At 63.0% G+C, this 17,379-nt stretch carries 18 protein-coding genes; 9 read left to right on the top strand and 9 right to left on the bottom strand.

The window, feature by feature from the left end; all coding sequences use genetic code 11:
• Window positions 1-14: 14 nt before the first annotated feature.
• Window positions 15-542, top strand: a complete 528-nt coding sequence (locus BM173_RS01790; protein ID WP_090476765.1) for a hypothetical protein — start codon at window positions 15-17, stop codon at window positions 540-542.
• On the opposite strand, the gene BM173_RS01785 is transcribed toward BM173_RS01790, so the two are convergent.
• Together BM173_RS01785 and gyrB are read right to left on the bottom strand one after the other, a co-directional pair.
• Window positions 539-1,618, bottom strand: a complete 1,080-nt coding sequence (locus tag BM173_RS01785; protein WP_090476763.1) for an AI-2E family transporter — start codon at window positions 1,616-1,618, stop codon at window positions 539-541. The two genes, BM173_RS01790 and BM173_RS01785, sit on opposite strands and share 4 nt — an antisense overlap.
• A gap of 19 nt (window positions 1,619-1,637) precedes the next feature.
• Entirely contained in the window at window positions 1,638-4,178 is a 2,541-nt protein-coding gene (gene gyrB / locus BM173_RS01780) for a DNA topoisomerase (ATP-hydrolyzing) subunit B (RefSeq protein WP_090478330.1), read from the bottom strand.
• A 128-nt stretch (window positions 4,179-4,306) separates the two neighbouring features.
• On the opposite strand from gyrB, the gene BM173_RS01775 reads away from it, so the two are divergent.
• Complete coding sequence (locus tag BM173_RS01775) at window positions 4,307-5,692, top strand: L-serine ammonia-lyase (RefSeq protein WP_090476761.1); 1,386 nt, start codon at window positions 4,307-4,309, stop codon at window positions 5,690-5,692.
• Window positions 5,686-6,390 (top strand): ZIP family metal transporter, encoded by a 705-nt coding sequence (locus tag BM173_RS01770; RefSeq protein WP_090476759.1) that lies wholly within the window; start codon window positions 5,686-5,688, stop codon window positions 6,388-6,390. Before BM173_RS01775 ends, BM173_RS01770 begins: the two co-directional genes overlap by 7 nt.
• Here the strand turns inward: BM173_RS01770 and BM173_RS01765 are convergent.
• Entirely contained in the window at window positions 6,387-7,280 is an 894-nt protein-coding gene (locus BM173_RS01765; protein WP_090476757.1) for an alpha/beta fold hydrolase, read from the bottom strand. The genes BM173_RS01770 and BM173_RS01765 overlap by 4 nt on opposite strands.
• Before the next feature lie 193 nt (window positions 7,281-7,473).
• Between BM173_RS01765 and BM173_RS01760 the strand changes: the two genes are divergently transcribed.
• Window positions 7,474-7,845 carry a PilZ domain-containing protein gene (locus BM173_RS01760; RefSeq protein ID WP_177201773.1) on the top strand — a complete coding sequence of 124 codons (372 nt, stop codon included), beginning with the start codon at window positions 7,474-7,476 and terminating at the stop codon, window positions 7,843-7,845.
• Window positions 7,846-7,854: 9 nt separating this feature from the next.
• Here the strand turns inward: BM173_RS01760 and nadB are convergent, their stop codons facing one another.
• Entirely contained in the window at window positions 7,855-9,432 is a 1,578-nt protein-coding gene (gene nadB, locus BM173_RS01755; protein ID WP_245755724.1) for an L-aspartate oxidase, read from the bottom strand.
• Between the two features lie 129 nt (window positions 9,433-9,561).
• Between nadB and BM173_RS01750 the strand changes: the two genes are divergently transcribed.
• Complete coding sequence (locus BM173_RS01750; protein WP_090476753.1) at window positions 9,562-9,750, top strand: hypothetical protein; 189 nt, start codon at window positions 9,562-9,564, stop codon at window positions 9,748-9,750.
• A gap of 4 nt (window positions 9,751-9,754) precedes the next feature.
• Here the strand turns inward: BM173_RS01750 and BM173_RS01745 are convergent, their stop codons facing one another.
• On the bottom strand, window positions 9,755-10,693 hold the full coding sequence (locus BM173_RS01745; protein ID WP_090476752.1) for an ABC transporter ATP-binding protein: 939 nt from the start codon (window positions 10,691-10,693) through the stop codon (window positions 9,755-9,757).
• Window positions 10,694-10,748: 55 nt separating this feature from the next.
• On the opposite strand from BM173_RS01745, the gene BM173_RS01740 reads away from it, so the two are divergent.
• The 4 genes from BM173_RS01740 to BM173_RS01725 all read left to right on the top strand — a co-directional run bounded on the left by BM173_RS01740 (window position 10,749) and on the right by BM173_RS01725 (window position 13,510).
• Window positions 10,749-11,009 (top strand): zinc-finger domain-containing protein, encoded by a 261-nt coding sequence (locus BM173_RS01740; protein ID WP_090476750.1) that lies wholly within the window; start codon window positions 10,749-10,751, stop codon window positions 11,007-11,009.
• Window positions 11,010-11,063: 54 nt separating this feature from the next.
• Entirely contained in the window at window positions 11,064-12,488 is a 1,425-nt protein-coding gene (gene tldD / locus BM173_RS01735) for a metalloprotease TldD (protein WP_090476747.1), read from the top strand.
• A gap of 63 nt (window positions 12,489-12,551) precedes the next feature.
• Window positions 12,552-12,962, top strand: coding sequence for a hypothetical protein (locus BM173_RS01730; RefSeq protein WP_224803053.1), 411 nt, complete (start codon window positions 12,552-12,554; stop codon window positions 12,960-12,962).
• Window positions 12,959-13,510, top strand: a complete 552-nt coding sequence (locus BM173_RS01725) for a DUF924 family protein (RefSeq protein WP_245755723.1) — start codon at window positions 12,959-12,961, stop codon at window positions 13,508-13,510. The genes BM173_RS01730 and BM173_RS01725 overlap by 4 nt, the downstream gene beginning before the upstream one ends.
• Here the strand turns inward: BM173_RS01725 and BM173_RS01720 are convergent.
• The 4 genes from BM173_RS01720 to guaA all read right to left on the bottom strand — a co-directional run bounded on the left by BM173_RS01720 (window position 13,500) and on the right by guaA (window position 17,337).
• A complete protein-coding gene (locus tag BM173_RS01720) occupies window positions 13,500-14,147 on the bottom strand; it encodes an endonuclease III domain-containing protein (protein ID WP_090476745.1) in 648 nt (215 codons plus the stop codon). The two genes, BM173_RS01725 and BM173_RS01720, sit on opposite strands and share 11 nt — an antisense overlap.
• A gap of 6 nt (window positions 14,148-14,153) precedes the next feature.
• On the bottom strand, window positions 14,154-14,867 hold the full coding sequence (locus BM173_RS01715) for an endonuclease III domain-containing protein (RefSeq protein ID WP_090476743.1): 714 nt from the start codon (window positions 14,865-14,867) through the stop codon (window positions 14,154-14,156).
• Between the two features lie 41 nt (window positions 14,868-14,908).
• Entirely contained in the window at window positions 14,909-15,691 is a 783-nt protein-coding gene (locus tag BM173_RS01710; RefSeq protein WP_090476741.1) for a class I SAM-dependent methyltransferase, read from the bottom strand.
• 71 nt (window positions 15,692-15,762) lie between these two features.
• Complete coding sequence (guaA, locus tag BM173_RS01705) at window positions 15,763-17,337, bottom strand: glutamine-hydrolyzing GMP synthase (protein ID WP_090476739.1); 1,575 nt, start codon at window positions 17,335-17,337, stop codon at window positions 15,763-15,765.
• Between the last annotated feature and the right edge of the window lie 42 nt (window positions 17,338-17,379).

The following is a 17,379-nucleotide window of genomic DNA, read 5'->3' as shown; positions in this document are numbered from 1 at the left end:
GTTAGAAGCGCGCCATGGTTCGCACCCTCCGCAATTTCATCGTCCTCTTCGCCCTTGCCTGGTCATCGATGGCCGCGGCGGCAGTCGAGATCACGTTCCACTCATTCAATGGCTCCGTCTTCGCCGGGCGTTACCCGCACACATTCGTGTCCATGACGGGCACGCTGGAGGATGGCACCGCCGTGAAGGAGAACTTCGGCTTTTCTGCCAAGCGCGCGACTCCTGCCGTGCTGCGCGGCCCGGTCGAACACATCGTGATGACGGAAAAAGAGAAATGGCTGACCAAGACGAACCGCCATTTCACTCTCCAGATGACCGATGCGCAGTACCGCAAGGTGAAGAAGCTGGTTTCCGAGTGGCGCAATGCACCGGGCAAGTTCTATGATCTGGACACGCGTAACTGCATCCATTTCGTCGGGGAGATCGGCCGCATCCTTGGGCTGACGATCGAATATCCCGACGATATGCTACGCCGCCCGAAGAAATGGCTGAACCACATCAGCGCGCTCAATCCAAAGCTGGGCGTCGCCGCGATCGACTAGGTTGTCGCGGTCGCCGCAGCAGCCGCGCGTTGCTCGCTCAGGATGCCCCATCCGGCAAGGAACAGGCCGACGACGAGTGGCCCGATGACAATCCCGGACAGCCCCGCGAGGGCGATGCCGCCAAGCGTCGAAACAAGGATCAGCCAGTCGGGAATACCCGTATCGCGCCCGACGAGGATGGGGCGCAGGATATTGTCGATCGTGCCGATCAGCGCGACGCCCGATATGATCACGACCACGCCTTCCCAGATCGCTCCGGTCGCCAGCAGGTAGATCGCAGCCGGAACCCAGACGATTGCCGGTCCGACCGCCGGGAGTAGCGAGGCAATGGCCATGATGACCCCGAACAGCAGGACCGACGGCATGCCGACGACCCAGAAGGTGATCGCACCCAGCGCACCCTGCACCAGTCCCACCACGATCGAGCCCTTGATCGTGGCCCGTACGATGCCGAGAAATCTCTCGGCCAACCGCTGTGAAATGGATTGGTCGAAGGGCAGGGATCGCAGGATAGTCCGGCTGATTTCCTTGCCGTCGCGCAGCAGGAAGAAACTGACGTAAAGGCCTACAGCGAAGGCAAGCACGTAACCGAACACGCTCCCGCCAAAGGCGATCGCTTGCTGCGCGATCAGGCCGAGACTGTCCTGCGCGAATTCCTGCGCCCTTTGCTGTAACGCCGACAGGTCACCAAAGCCGGAAGCGCTTAGAGACGCCTGGATATTCGCGGGAAGCGCACCGAAGACTTGTTCGAACCAGTCGGCCACGTCGATGCGCCCTTGCTGGAAAGCGACCACCAGGCCCGCCGCTTCGTCGACCACCTCGCTGCCGATCCAGAACGCGGGCAGGATTACGGCGACGAAAATGACCAGCAGCGTCAGGGATGCCGCCAGGCTATCGCGACCCGGCAAGCGCGCATGGAACCAGCGCAGCAGGGGCTGGAACATGATTGCCGCCAGAGCAGCCCAGAGCATGGGCTGGAGGAACGGCAGGACGACCACCAGCAAGGCCAGTGTGATCAGGCCGAGGAACAGCAGGAACCCGCCCTGTTCGATTGCCTTCCCGCGTTGCGCCTCCATCCCGTCCTGCCCCTTGTCGTCAGACGTCGAGGTTGGCGACGTTGAGCGCGTTCGCCTGGATGAATTCGCGGCGCGGCTCGACCACATCGCCCATCAGGCGCGTGAAGATCTCGTCGGTCACGTCCGCATCCTCGACCTTGACCTGCAGCAGCGCGCGGTTGTCCGGATCGAGCGTGGTTTCCCACAACTGCTCGGCATTCATTTCGCCAAGGCCCTTGTAGCGCTGGATCTTCTGGCCCTTGCGTCCCGCGGCCATGACGGCGTCGAGCAATTGCGTGGGCAGGGTGATCGCGCTGTCGTCGATGAAGGCGGGCGCATCGGCGTCCGTTTCGTCGGCGCTTTCCGGATCGACCGGCTCGGCCTCGCCGCTGTCGCCCTTAACGAGGCGAACGGGCGCGCCGTAGACTTCCGCATGCTCTCCGGCGATGCGGTGAAGCTTACGGGCCTCTGCGCTTTCCATGAAGGCAGGCTCGATCTCGTGCACGTCGGTCACGCCGCGCCACAGGCGGAAGAAACGGACCATGCCGTCTTCACCGGTTTCGGCCGACCATTTCGCTTCGGGATCGCCCATCTGGAGGTGTGCGGCGGCGCGGTCGAGACCGGCCCCGCGATCGCCGTCGGGGTCGAGCGCGCCAGCCAGCGCCATCGCCTCGATCAGGTCGAGCTTGTACTTGCGCGGCACGAAGGCGAGCAAATTGCGCATGCGCAGGCCGTGCTCGACCAGCTGGCCCATACCGGCTGCGGGGATCGAACCTTCCTTGGTGTCGAGATGGTGGCCCGACAGGCCCTGATCGATCAGGTAGCGGTCGTAGGCGGCCTGATCCTTCAGATAGACCTCACTCTTGCCACGCGCGACCTTGTAGAGCGGCGGCTGGGCGATGAAGAGGTGCCCCGCCTTCACGATCTCCGGCATCTGGCGATGGAAGAAGGTGAGCAGCAGCGTGCGGATATGCGCACCGTCGACGTCGGCGTCGGTCATGATCACGATCTTGTGATAGCGCAGCTTTTCCAGGTTGAATTCATCGCGCAGTCCCGTGCCCATCGCCTGGATCAGCGTGCCCACTTCCTTGGACGAAATGATCCGGTCGAAACGGGCGCGTTCCACGTTGAGGATCTTGCCCTTGAGCGGAAGGATTGCCTGCGTCTTGCGGTCGCGGCCCTGCTTGGCCGATCCGCCTGCGGAATCACCCTCGACCAGGAAGAGTTCGCAGTTTTCGGGATTGCGATCCTGGCAGTCGGCAAGCTTGCCGGGCAGCGAGGCCACGCTCATCGCGCCCTTGCGGCTCATCTCGCGGGCGCGGCGCGCGGCTTCGCGTGCGGCGGCCGCATCGATTACCTTCTGGACGATGGCCTTCGCGTCATTGGGATTTTCCTCCAGCCACTCGGTCATCTTTTCGCCCATCAGGCTTTCGAGCGGTTGGCGCACTTCGGAGGAAACTAGCTTGTCTTTGGTCTGCGAACCGAACTTGGGGTCGGGCAGCTTGACCGAAACGATCGCGGTCAGGCCTTCGCGCATGTCTTCGCCGGACAGGCTGACCTTTTCCTTCTTCATCAACCCCGATGCCTGCGCGTAATTGTTGAGCGTACGCGTCAGCGCGGCGCGGAAGGCGGCGAGGTGGGTGCCGCCGTCACGCTGCGGGATGTTGTTGGTGAAGCACAGGACGTTTTCGTAATAGCTGTCGTTCCACTCCAGCGCGACATCGATGCCGATGCCGTCCTTTTCCGCGCTGACGGAAATCGGTTCGGCGACCAGCGCCTGCTTGTTGCGGTCGAGCCATTTGACGAAGGCCGCGATGCCGCCTTCGTAGAACAGGTCGTGTTCCTGGACTTCCTCGCTCCGCTTGTCGCGCAGCAGGATGCGCACGCCCGAGTTGAGGAAGGCGAGTTCGCGGTAGCGATGTTCCAGCTTGTCGAAATCGAATTCGGTGACGTTCTTGAAGGTCTCTTCCGACGCCTTGAAGGTGACGCGGGTGCCCTTCTTCAGGCCGTCGTCATCGCCATTGCTGGCCACCGGCGGGGCATCGCCCACGACGCGCAGCGATTCCACGGCTTCGCCATGTTCGAAGCGCATCCAGTGTTCCTTGCCGTCGCGCCAGATGGCCAGTTCCAGCCATTCCGACAGGGCGTTCACCACCGACACGCCCACGCCGTGAAGGCCGCCCGACACCTTGTAGGCGTTGTCGTCCGAGGTGTTCTCGAACTTACCGCCGGCGTGCAGCTGGGTCATGATGACTTCTGCAGCGGAAACGCCTTCTTCCTTGTGCATGCCGACGGGAATGCCGCGACCGTTGTCTTCCACGCTGACGGATCCGTCGGCGTTGAGTTCGATCAGCACCAGGTCGCAATGCCCGGCCAGGGCTTCGTCGATGGCGTTGTCCGAGACCTCGAAAACCATGTGATGCAAGCCCGATCCGTCATCGGTATCGCCGATGTACATGCCGGGGCGTTTGCGCACCGCGTCGAGGCCCTTGAGGACCTTGATCGAATCTGCGCCATATTCGTTGGAATTGCGGGCTTTTTCGCCCTTTGCGCCGGAGGCGTCCTGAGTGTTCTCGTCCATGCCCATTATATAGGCTCTGGAGGGGCAAAAACCAAAGGATTCGAGCCTAATTTACCCACAGGCACGGCCAGCGAAGGTTTCAAGTGAAACCGGTTGATTCTGCACCGGTTTGGGCGCATCCATGCGCCATGCTTTCGGTACTCGACATCTTCCGGATCGGGATCGGTCCTTCGTCCTCCCACACAGTGGGGCCGATGCGGATCGGTGCGTTGTTCGCACGTGCGCTCGCCAAATCGGGCAAGCTCGACGAGGTTGCGACTGTCAAAGTCGAATTGCAGGGATCGCTGGCGCTAACAGGGGTCGGGCACGGCACGGTCGATGCGAGCATTCTGGGCCTTGCAGGATTCCGGCCCGATCGCACCTGTCCTGACGAAGCGCAGACAGCGCTCAAAACCGTGCGCGAGGACAAGCGCCTCTGCTTTGCAGGGAAGCGCGAGATCGCATTCGACCCCGACAAGGACATCGACCTTGCCGGTCACATCATTCCGGACCTGCACCCCAATGGCATGAAGCTGGCAGCACTGGGCGCTGACGGCTTGGTCCTGCTGGAACGGACCTATTATTCGACCGGTGGCGGCTTCGTTGCCAGCGAAGCGCAATTGAAGCGCAAACCGAAGAACGACCGCATCAGTACCGGCACTCTGGCCCCGTTCGACTTCGGATCGGCGAAGGAGCTGCTCGCAAGTTGCGAGGCTACGGGCATGAGCGTTGCCGAGCTGGTGCTGGCGAACGAGGACGCCTTCCGCCCGCAGGATAAGACGCTCGCCGGGATCGACCGGATCGCGCAGGCGATGGACCAGTGCATCGACCGCGGCCTGTCGCAGCGCGGCATCTTGCCGGGCGGCCTCAAGGTGGAGCGGCGTGCGCCCGACCTGTGGGACAAGCTTTCCGCCAATCCGCAATCGAACGAGCGCGAACAGTTGTTCGACTGGCTCAATTGCTATGCCATGGCGGTGAACGAGGAAAATGCCGCCGGTGGCCGCGTCGTCACCGCGCCGACCAATGGCGCGGCCGGGATCATCCCTGCGGTAATCCGCTTCTACTGCCAGACCGCAGACGAGATGCCCTGTACCGAGAGCCGCCGCACATTCCTGCTCACGGCGGGCGCAATCGGCCTTCTCTACAAGCAGCGCGCTAGCATTTCCGGTGCTGAAATGGGCTGCCAAGGCGAAGTGGGCGTTGCCTGTTCGATGGCAGCGGGGGGCTTGGCCGCACTATGGGGCGCGACCCCGCCTCAGGTCGCGAGCGCTGCCGAAATCGGGATGGAGCATAATCTCGGCCTCACCTGCGATCCCGTTGGCGGATTGGTGCAGGTGCCGTGCATCGAACGCAATGCGATCGGCGCGGTAAAGGCCGTCAATGCTGCGCGCCTCGCCCTTCACCGGACCGGTGCGGAGGGGTGTGTCAGCCTCGACCAGGTGATCGAGACGATGCGCCAGACGGGCCTCGACATGTCGAGCAAGTACAAGGAGACCAGCCAGGGCGGGCTGGCGGTCAACGTTATCGAATGCTGACCTTGCTGGCCGTCGTTTTCGTGGTTTCGGGCGCCCTGATCGCCGGGGCCGCCTGGGGAATTTACGGCCATTTGTCCAAGAAGCTCGAGGGTTTTCTCGTCGCCCTGGCAGGTGGGGCCCTGCTGCTGAGCGTTACCACCGAGCTTATCCAACCCTCGATAGAGAAAAGCAGCCTGCTGCACGCAATGCTCGGGGTCGCGGCAGGAGCGTTGGTGTTCACCGTCACCGACTACCTCATCGATGAGCGCTGGAATTCGGAATCGGGTGGCGGCCTGCTGGCTGCCATCACTCTCGACGGGATCCCCGAGAACCTTGCGCTCGGGGTCGCCTTGATCGGCGCGAGCAGCATGGAAGTGGCGGCGCTTGCCGGTTCGATCCTGCTATCGAACCTGCCAGAGGCCGCGGGCGGCGCGAAGAGCATGGCCGAAGCCGGACGCTCCAGGGGCAGGGTCATGCTGCTCTGGATCGCGACTGCAGCGCTGCTGTCGGCTGCCGCGATTTTCGGGAACATGCTGCTGGACGAGGCGGGCGAGGGAACGCTCGCCATCATCCGCTGCTTTGCCGCCGGTGCGGTGGTTGCCAGCCTTGCGACCGAGGTCTTCCCGAAGGCCTATCGCGAGGACGCCCATCTCGCTGGCGTCGCGACGGCGATCGGGGTTATCCTCGCCTTCGTCCTGGGCAGCCTGGGCGGCGGTTAGGCCGCAACGCTGCCGCGGGCATGGGACGCGATCTCGCCTGCGAGTTCATCGACCAGTTCCAGCGGCAAGTCATGGCCCCAGCCGGGGATCGTTTTAAGCTTGGCGTTGGGTATGCACTCGGCCGTGTGCTTGCCGCCTTCGCACGGGACCAGCGGATCGTCTTCTCCGTGGAGCACGAGGGTCGGCACGCTGATATCGCCCAGCATGGAACTGCGGTCGCCGTCCGCCACGATTGCGGACAGGTGCCGCGTCGGCCCTTCGGGATAGAAGCTGCGGCGCACGCTGGTGAGAGTCCGCTCGCGCAGTCGCTCTTCGGGCGAAGGATAGCCGGGCGAACCGATGGTCCGCGCCAGCATGATGCCGTGCGAGACCAGCTCTTCTTCCGCATCGCTCTTCGGGCGGGTCACCAGCGCCTGCAGCGCTTCCTTCTTCGCCGGCGGCAGTTTGGGATTGCCGGTCGTCGAGAAGACCTGCGTGAAGGACAGGCAACGGTCGGGATACTTTGCCGCGACATGCTGCGCGATCATGCCGCCCATGCTCGCGCCGACGATGTGCGCACGGTCGATGCCGAGCGCATCGAGCAGGCCGATCCCGTCGGCAGCCATGTCGGCAAGCGTATAGGGCACGCGCGGGGTCAGGCCGATCTTGCTCATCAGCGTCATCTTGACGAGACCGGGCGCCTTCACCCCGTCGAACTTCTGGCTGAGGCCAATGTCGCGGTTGTCGTAGCGGATAACGCGGAAGCCATGGCCCACCAATTCATCGACCAGCTCGTCGGGCCAGAGCGTCAACTGCGCACCGAAACCCATAATCAGCAGCATCGCGGGGTCTTCGGGCTTCCCGTGCTCTTCGTAATGGATTTCGATCCCGTTTGCGGTGGTCTTGGGCATCAGGCGCTCTCCCGGCGGTTGTGCAATCTGGCAACCATCTGCCTTACTTTGGATGCAGTTGTCCAATGCAACCTATCGTGTCGCTGACACCGCTCAAGTGGCGAGCCGGGGCGCTTCAAGCCACAGTCGTATTCATACAAGCCTTTTCGCTACGTTTTGCTAGGTTCGCGCTTGTGAAATGGGGGTCGATCTAATGGAACGCCGCGCCGCGGAACGCTACGATGCGTCTTCCACGATCCCTTTTCGTGCGCCTGGTTTCGAAGGGGAGGGCCGCATTTCCGACCTCTCCCTGGCCGGATGCCGCCTCAAGGATATTGAGCCTGAAGGGCTTGAAAGCGGGCAAAGCATCACACTCTCCCTGATGGAAAACATGGAGGCCGCCGGCATCGTTTGCTGGGCTAAGGGGCGCAGCGCAGGCGTCAGGTTCGACGCTCCTATCGCCATGGCGACGCTCGCCTATTTCCGCTTTGCAGAAGGCATAGATGTCCCGGAAGACACCAACGTCGACGGGTTCGGCAGGGTGCTGCCGCCGCTGGATCCGCGCACGGTCGCACCGCCCGAATAGAAGCAGACCTCAGGGGACGAGAACGGTGTCCCGCGCAATCGGGTCGGTTTCCGGATAATCCAGCGTGAAATGTAGGCCGCGGCTTTCCTGCCGCTTGAGCGCGCTCGTCACGATCAGGTTCGCGCATTCGAGCAAATTGCGCAGCTCGATGAGGTCGGTGGTCACGCGGAAGTGGCCGTAATAATCCTCGACCTCGTCGCGCAGCAGGCGAATGCGGTGCGCAGCACGTTCGAGCCGTTTCGTAGTGCGCACGATCCCCACGTAGTTCCACATGAACCGGCGGATCTCGGTCCAGTTCTGCTTAATCACGACTTCCTCGTCCGAATCCGTGACACGGCTTTCATCCCACGGCAGGATTTCCGGCGGATCGTCCAGTTCGTCCCAGCATGACAGGATGTCCTTGGCCGCGGCTTCGCCGAAGACGAAGCATTCGAGCAGGCTGTTCGACGCGAGGCGATTGGCGCCGTGGAGCCCGCTTTCGGTGCATTCTCCGGCCGCCCAGAGGCCGGGCAAGTCTGTGCGTGCATCGAGATCGACCTTCACGCCGCCGCAGGTGTAATGCTGCGCAGGGACGACGGGGATCGGGCCCTTCGTCATGTCGATGCCCAGACCCAGCAGCTTTTCATGGATCGTCGGGAAATGCTCTTTCACGAATTCCGGCGGCTGGTGGCTGATGTCGAGATGGACGTAATCGAGGCCGTAGCGCTTGATCTGGTCGTCGTTTGCGCGCGCCACGATATCGCGCGGCGCCAGCTCCATCCGCTCGGCGTCGTATTTCTCCATGTAGCGCTCACCCGTTACCGGGTTGAACAGGCGACCGCCTTCGCCGCGCACGGCCTCGGTAATCAGGAAGTTCTTCACCTCCAGATTGTAAAGGCAGGTCGGGTGGAACTGCATCATCTCCATGTTGGAGACTCGCGCGCCTGCCCTCCACGCCATCGCGATGCCGTCTCCCGTCGCACCGCGAGGAGCGGTCGAGAACAGGTAGACGCGGCCAGCGCCGCCAGCCGCCATCACGGTCGCCCGTGCCAGATGGGTGACGACCTTGCCGCTGTCCTCGTCCAGCGCATAGGCGCCCCAGACCCGGCCCGATCCGGAATAATCCTTCTGGTTGCGTCCGGTTACCAGGTCGACGCAGCTCTGGTTCGGCAGAAGGGTGATGTTGGGGTTCTCTTCCGCCGCCTTGAGCAGGGCGGCCTGAACCGCCCAGCCGGTCGCGTCGTTCACATGGACGATGCGGCGATGCGAGTGCCCGCCTTCGCGCGTGAGGTGCAGATCGCCTTCTTCGCGGTTGAAGGGCACGCCCAGCTCGCACAGCCGGTCGATCGCCTTGGGCGCCCGCTCGATCACGAATTCCACCGTCTCGCGGTCGTTCAAACCTCCACCTGCGACCATCGTGTCGCGGATGTGGTTGTCGAAGGTATCGCCTGCATCCAGCACGGCCGCGATGCCGCCCTGGGCCCAGGCCGTCGATCCGCTGGTCAGCTTGCCCTTGGCAAGGACGAGCACCTTCTTGTGCTCTGCCAGTTCGAGTGCGGCGGTCAGTCCGGCAGCACCGGACCCGATGACGAGAACGTCGTGTGTCATGCCCCGCGTCATGCCCATGCAATCGCCATGCGGCAAGCAGAGAACGACTCGGCGAAAACCGGGTTAACCATGGCGAACAGCGCGTTATGGCCCGAATCGGCAGGGGCAGGACTTTGGAGGGTCGCGATAATGAAAATGGGATTGCTCGCCTGCGCATTCGGGCGACACACGGTCGATTACGCAAATATGCGCAAGGCCGGCGGAATGCATGTCGGCAGGTGCCGTTGCTGCAGCACGCCGATGGAAGAGGTCGAACCGCACGTATGGGAAAAGCTGCGGGTGAAGGACGCGGGCCTGGGGCCGCGCAATTTCGTCTGAGCGATCAACCCGCGCCGGTCAGCTGGACGAAAACGTCCTCCAGGTCGGCCTCGCGCGTGGTGACGTCTTCGATCGTGTAACCGTGTGACTGGACGAGCGCGAGCACCTGGCCCGCGCTCGCCTTGTCGCGGTCGAAGGTGATGTCGAGGCGGCGCGGCTCCACCACGTCGGATTTCAGGAAAGCAGGCTCTACGATCGGTCCGCCTAGATCCTTGTCGACGGTGACCGACACGATCTTCTCGCGCGCCATGCCGATCAGCTCTTTCGTCGGCTTGTTGGCGATCAGTTCACCGTGGTTGATGATGGCGATCTGGTCGCAGAGCTCTTCTGCCTCTTCGAGATAGTGCGTGGTGAGCACCACGGTGACGCCTTCTGCGTTCATTTCGCCCACCAGTTCCCACAATTGCCGCCTCAGCTCGACGTCCACCCCGGCGGTGGGTTCGTCCAGCACGAGGATCGGCGGCGAATGGACCATCGCCTTGGCGATCAGCAGGCGGCGTTTCATCCCGCCCGAAAGCGAGCGGGCATAGGCGTTGCGCTTGTCGGCAAGGTGGACGGCGGCCAGCAGTTCCTCGCTGCGCCGGTCGCTCTTGCCGATCCCGTAGAATCCCCCCTGGTTTTCCAGCACTTCGAACGGCGTGAAGAAGGGGTCGAACACGATCTCCTGTGGCACGATGCCGATCGAACGCTTCGCATTGCGCGGGCTTTCGTCGATATCGAAACCCCAGATTTCGGCATTGCCGGAAGTCTTGCGAACGAGGCCGGCAAGGATGTTGATGATGGTCGATTTGCCCGCGCCATTGGGGCCCAGCAGGCCGAAGACGCCGCCTTGCGGAACATCGAAACTCACACCTTTCAGGGCCAGCTTGCCTTCTTCGCCGGGCCCGCTCGGGGCGTAGCGTTTGACGAGGTTGTCGATGCGGATTGCGGGCGGAGTTGTCATGTCAGTGCCTCTAGGCGCTTGAGGCGCGCATAAAAACCCATTATCGGCACCCGCCATGAGCCTGCCTCCTCCCGAAGTGTCCAAGGTCACCACGCGTAGGGTGTGGTGCGACGGTGCAACCGACATCCGCAGCGGCGAGAATTACAAGCCGATCGCGCTGGGCCATCCCAAGGTCTATCTCGAGATCGACGAACATGGCTATGTCGATTGCGGCTATTGCGACCGGCGCTTCGTGCTGGAAGGCGGACCTGCCGACGGTGTCGACCAGTCGACCCTGATGGATATTTCCGAAGGCGGCGACCCGGGCCACCGCTAGGCCCTCCCGCCAACACCCCTCGCCAAGCGTTCCCTGCGTGCCTACATTGGCGGCATGACCATTGCCTCCGACCCGCACGCCCTCATTTACGGCCACAAGCTCACCCCCGAAGAAGCGCAATCGCTGACGCGGCGCCTGCTGTCGTCCTGCGACGATGGCGAGCTGTATATGCAGTTTATCGCGTCCGAGGCTTTCGGCTTCGACGATGGTCGCCTGAAGACAGCCGATTACAGCCGCGATTCGGGCTTCGGCCTGCGGGGCGTGTCGGGCGAGACCACCGGCTTTGCCCACGCCAACGACATCAGCGCAGCCGCCATCGCGCGGGCTGGCGAGACGCTGCAATTGCTCGATCCGACGAAGAGCCCGCTGGCGGCGGTACCGGAAAGGACCAACCGGCACCTCTACACCGATCTGTGCCCGCTGGACCTCGTGCCGTTCGAGGAAAAGGTCGCGCTGCTGGAAAAGATCGACGCGGTCGCACGGGCCAAGGACCCGCGCGTGGCGCAGGTTTCGGCCAGTCTTCTCGCCAATTGGAGCGTGGTCGAGATCGTGCGTCCGGATGGCTACACCGCGCGAGACATCCGTCCGCTGGTGCGGCTGAACATCCAGGTGGTGGCAGAGCAGAACGGTCGGCGCGAAACCGGCTTCTTCGGGCTTGGCGGCCGCTATCTCTACGATCGCCTGTTCGACGAGGGCGCGTGGATGCGTGCGATCGACGAAGCTGTGCGACAGGCGCTGGTCAATCTCGAGAGCGTGGCGGCTCCGGCAGGTGAACAGACGGTCCTGCTTGGATCCGGCTGGCCGGGTGTCCTGTTGCACGAGGCGGTGGGACATGGCCTTGAAGGCGATTTCAACCGCAAGGGCACCAGCGCCTTTTCCGGCCGCATTGGCGAACGTGTGGCAGCGCCGGGCGTAACGGTAATCGACGATGGCAGCATGGCGGAGCGTCGCGGATCGCTCAGCATCGATGACGAAGGCACGCCGACGCGCGAGACCGTGCTGATCGAGGACGGCATTCTCAAGGGCTACATGCAGGACCGCCTCAACGCCCGCCTCATGGGCGTGGAAGCGACCGGCAACGGGCGGCGCGAAAGCTACCAGCACGCACCCATGCCGCGCATGACCAACACCTTCATGCAAAGCGGGACCGACGACCCGGACGAATTGCTCAGCCGCCTCGACGACGGCATTTATGCCACCAGCTTCGGTGGCGGGCAGGTCGATATCACGAGCGGCAAGTTCGTCTTCGCCTGCACCGAGGCCTACAAGGTCGAGAAGGGCAAGATCGTCGCCCCGATCAAGGGCGCCACCCTGATCGGCGATGGTCCCAGCGTCCTCACGCGGGTCAAGGGAATCGGCAACGACATGGCCCTCGACGAAGGCATCGGCATCTGCGGCAAGGGCGGGCAGAGCGTGCCTGCCGGCGTGGGCCAGCCGACCCTGCTTATCGACGGAATCACTGTCGGAGGCACGGGCTGACCGCAACTCATGCGCGGTTCAGGCGTATTGTGTTACATAGTCCCAAGCATCAGGAGACTCGTCATGATCAAACGCCTTGCACTTGCCACCGCCGCCCTCGGCCTGCTGGCCGCACCCGCCGTCCAGGCGGACGACCACAAGGAAATGACGAAGGGCGAGGCGAAGCTCGCAAAGATGCTCGAAGGCCGCGTAGCCGGTGAGCCTGAAAGCTGCATCACGACCATCGGTTCGCGCTCCATGCAGCGGATCGACGACACGGCGCTGGTCTACAAGTCCGGCAAGACGATCTGGGTGAACTACACCAAGACACCCGAATCCATCGATGACGGCGATTACCTCGTGATCCGCAAGTTCAGCGGCTCGCAGCTTTGCCGCACCGACCAGGTCACCACGCGCGACCGCGCCTCCAACATGTTCAGCGGCGTCATCTTCCTCGACGACTTCATTCCCTATCGCCTGCCCGAAGAAGGGTGAGCGACAGCAACGAAGACTGGGTGCGTGCACTTCTGCGCACCTGGTTCGAGGAGCTCGACAGCTCCGACTGGTACGCATCCTCTCCCGACGTAGATGCGATGCTGCGCGACCGCTTCGGCGATGATCTGGAGCGCGAAGGCGTACAGCCCGCCGCCAGCTTCCTCGGCGAGCTCGATACGGCGCGCGCGGCAATCCTCCTGTTCGACCAGATCCCGCGCAACATCCATCGCGACACGGCAAAGGCCTTCGCTTGGGACCCCTTGGCGCGGGAACTGACACATGGTGTGCTGGAGCGCGGCTGGCTTGCCGGCCTGGAGACTGCACAAAAGCAATTCGTCCTGATGCCGCTGATGCACAGCGAGGCTATCTCGGATCAGAACCTTTGCGTCACCCTTTTCGAAAAGCATGTGCCCGGCGCGCTGGAATTCGCGACCTCGCATCGCGAAATGATCGCGCGTTTCGACCGCTTCCCGCACCGGAATGAGGTGCTGGGGAGAGAAACGACTGCAGAAGAAAAAGCGGCGATCGAGGCCGGCTTCAGCTGGTAGCGGCGTAGAATTCGCACAGCTGCGAGACCGGACAACGCGGACATTTCGGTGCGCGCGCGGTGCATACCCGCTTGCCGAACTGGATCAGCCAAAAATGTCCGTCGGCCATGGCCCATGCGGGGCTGCGCTCTTCCAATTGGGCCGCAGTCCTGTCGGCAGTCTTGGCCTCGGTCAGGCCGATGCGGTTGCACACGCGGTGCACATGGGTGTCGACCGCGATCACGTCCTTGCCGAAAGTAAAGCTCAGCACGATGTCCGCGCATTTGCGCCCTATGCCGGGGAGCGACAACAGGCCTTCCCGCGTATCGGGTACGATCCCGCCGTGGTCCTCCAACAGGCTGTGGCAGAAGGCGCGGATGTTGCGCGTCTTCATATTGTAGAGACCGCACGGTTTGATCGCGGCGGCGATTTGATCGTCGTCCAGCGCGAGCATTTCCTGCGGCGTTTTCGCGAGCGCGAATAGCCGACGCGCGGCCTTGGCCGTATTGCGATCGAGCGATTGCGCGGAAAGCATGAAGGAGATGCAGGACCGGAAAGCGTCGGGCTGGCCCTTGGGGCCCTTCGCGTCCGGCGTACGCCCCGGCATCTCTTGCGAAAGGATGCGGTAGACTTCCTCGATTTGGCGCTCGTCCAGCATGGACGATCAGCGCTTGCCGACCCGCTCGGTTCCGGTCTTGCACAGCGATAGCGCCAGGCAGGTGGCGCAGTCGGGGGATGCGGGGCGGCACCATGTCTGGCCGAGCTTCTTCATGAGCAAGTGATGTTCATCGAAAGTCGCGCCGTCCCACTTATCCGGCATGACGGGCATGATCGCTTCGAAGGCGCGATCGGTGGTGGCTTTGGGCGGAACCAGTCCCATGCGCTGGAGGATACGGGTGTGATGGCCGTCGAGGACGATGGCACGCCGGTCCAGCGTACTTGCATTCATCACGCCTGCCGCGATCTTGCGTCCGATGCCGGGTAGCTGCTCCAGCCAGCGCATGGCGGGCAGCGTTTCCATTTCCGCGAGGTGGGCCAAGTCGACTGCGCCGCGCCGCTCGACCAGCGCAGTAAGGCTGCCCTTCAGGCGCTCGGCGGCGATATTGGGATAGGTCTGCGTCGCCAGTTCCGCCTGCAATTCTTCCAGCGGCGCCTCGGCCACTTGCTCCCACGATCCATAGCGTTTGAGCAGGCGATCGGTCGCAGCATTAGAGATCTCGGACTTGGTCCGCGCGCCGATAACACCTTGGACCAGCACCCACTCCGGCTCGCGCCATTCAGCCGCCGCCCTCTCGATGCGCCCGAAACGCTGGATCAGCAGCGACTGCAGGCGAAGCAGCGTTTCGGTGCGCGGGTCGGGGCCGAGTGGGAGCTGCATCCCTGCGACCTGTAAGCGTCGCTCGTCCCCATCGCAACGCGCTAGAAAGTCAGGGCGGTCGGCATGTCTTCCTTGCGCACAAGGATCATCTTGCGAGGTACGCTATGCCCTTCGGGGTGATCTTGGAAGGATTCGACCGGAGCGTCACCGTCTATGCCGAATGGAGCCCTGGTGAGATCGATGCGCCGGAAATCACCGGTCACGATATCCGAATTTTCAAAGCCCGGTTCCACTATGTGCGTCGTCGTGAGCACGTAGCGATAGTCCGTTTTCGCCAGGTTGCGCAGGTATGCGTCGATATCCGCAAAGGACAGGTGAAAGAGGAAATCGCGGGCCACCACCAGATCGCACGAAGGGATCGGATCCTTACTGAGGTCTGCGACTTCGAACCGGATGCGATCGGATTGGAATGCCTGCCGGTTGCGTTCGATTACCGTGGGGACGATGTCGAGACCGATGTAATCGACATCCATTTCCGGCAGGATCAGCTTCATCCAGTTGAGATCGCCACGTGGCCCATCGACGATCCGTTCGATCTGATACTTCTCGACAAACTTGGGCAGCCTCGCGCGGACCTGCTCGGTACGCGACAGCTCCGATCCTCCCCCGCTGCCGGATTCACCGCTGGTCCAGAGGTTTTCTTCGTAGATTTGCGAAAAGCGTTCCTGGGCGGTCCCGCGCTGCAGCATTCGGGCGTATTTGCGGCGCATGGGCGCTTCGGCGATGGTGCGATACGCAATCCAGAACGGATATTTGACGAGTGCACGGATGGTGGGCAGCAGCCCGTCCTTGCGATACTTCCATTTCAGCTTTTCGACGATCATCGGTGACCACTCACGACAATTTGGATGCAGCCTAGGCGATTGCCGCTAGCATCAGAACCTCTTCGCCGATCTTATTCCCACTCGATCGTGCCGGGCGGCTTGCTGGTGTAATCATAGACAACGCGATTGATGCCTTGGACTTCGTTGACGATGCGCGTGGCGCAGCCGGTCAGGAAGGCCGCGTCGAAGGGATAGACATCGGCGGTCATGCCGTCGGTCGATGTTACTGCGCGCAGGCCGCAGACGCTGTCGTAGGTTCGATAATCGCCCATCACGCCCACGGTCTTGACCGGCAGCAGCACGGCAAAGGCCTGCCAGATCGCGTCATAGAGGCCCGCCTTGCGGATCTCGTCGAGATAGATCGCGTCGGCCTTGCGCAGGATGTCGCAGCGTTCCTTGGTCACTTCGCCCGGGATGCGGATTGCAAGCCCCGGTCCGGGGAAGGGATGGCGGCCGACGAACATGTCGGGCAGGCCTAGCTCGCGGCCCAGTTCGCGCACCTCGTCCTTGAAGAGTTCGCGCAGCGGCTCGACAAGTTGCATGTTCATGCGTTCGGGCAGGCCGCCAACATTGTGGTGGCTCTTGATCGTTACCGAAGGCCCGCCGGTGAAGCTGACGCTTTCGATAACGTCGGGATAGAGCGTGCCCTGGGCGAGGAAGTCCGCGCCGCCGACATTCTTCGCTTCGGCTTCGAAGACGTCGATGAAGGTCTTGCCGATGAACTTGCGCTTGGCTTCCGGGTCGGTGACGCCGGCGAGGCCTTCCATGAACATCTCTTCGGCGTCCACGACGACCAGCGGGATATTGTAATGGTCGCGGAACATGGTCTCGACCTGCTCGCGCTCGTTGAGGCGAAGCAGGCCATGGTCGACGAAGACGCAGGTCAGCTGGTCGCCGATCGCCTCGTGGATGAGGATCGCCGCGACCGAACTGTCGACGCCGCCCGACAGGCCGCAGATAACCTTGCCGTCGCCCACCTGCTCGCGGATCTCGCGAACCTTGGTTTCGCGATAGGCGGCCATGGTCCAGTCGCCGGCAAGCCCGCAGACATGGCGTACGAAATTGGCGATCAGCTTGCCTCCGTCGGGCGTGTGGACGACCTCGGGGTGGAACTGGGTGCCGTAGAACTTGCGTTTTTCATCGGCGATGACCGCGAAAGGCGCGCCGTCGGAGATGGCGACGATTTCGAAGCCGGGGGCGAACTTGGTCACCTTGTCGCCGTGGCTCATCCAGACCTGGTGGCGCTCACCCTCTTTCCAGAGGCCGTCGAACAGGGCGCACTCCTTGGTGACGGTCAGGAAGGCGCGGCCAAATTCGCCACCTTCACCGGTTTCGTGGCCCGGGCGGACTTCGCCGCCGAGCTGGTGGCTCATGACTTGCTGGCCGTAGCAGATGCCGAGGATCGGGATGCCCGCCTCGAACAGCATCTCGGGCGCGCGCGGACTGCCTTCTTCCGGCACGCCTGCGGGCGAGCCCGACAGGATGATGCCCTTGGGCTTGAGGCGATGGAACGCCTCTTCGGCCTGCGTGAAAGGCGCGATCTCGGAATAGACACCCGCTTCGCGCACGCGGCGTGCAATGAGCTGAGTGACCTGGCTGCCGAAATCGACGATGAGGATGGAATCGGGAAGGTGTGCGTCGTCCATGCGCCAAGCGGTTAGGCAGGACACGCGCGCAAGTCCAGCGCG

The organism is Qipengyuania nanhaisediminis, assembly GCF_900115585.1.
In the GTDB taxonomy this organism is placed as follows: Bacteria; Pseudomonadota; Alphaproteobacteria; order Sphingomonadales; family Sphingomonadaceae; genus Qipengyuania; species Qipengyuania nanhaisediminis.
This window is presented reverse-complemented; position numbering and strand designations above follow the sequence as displayed.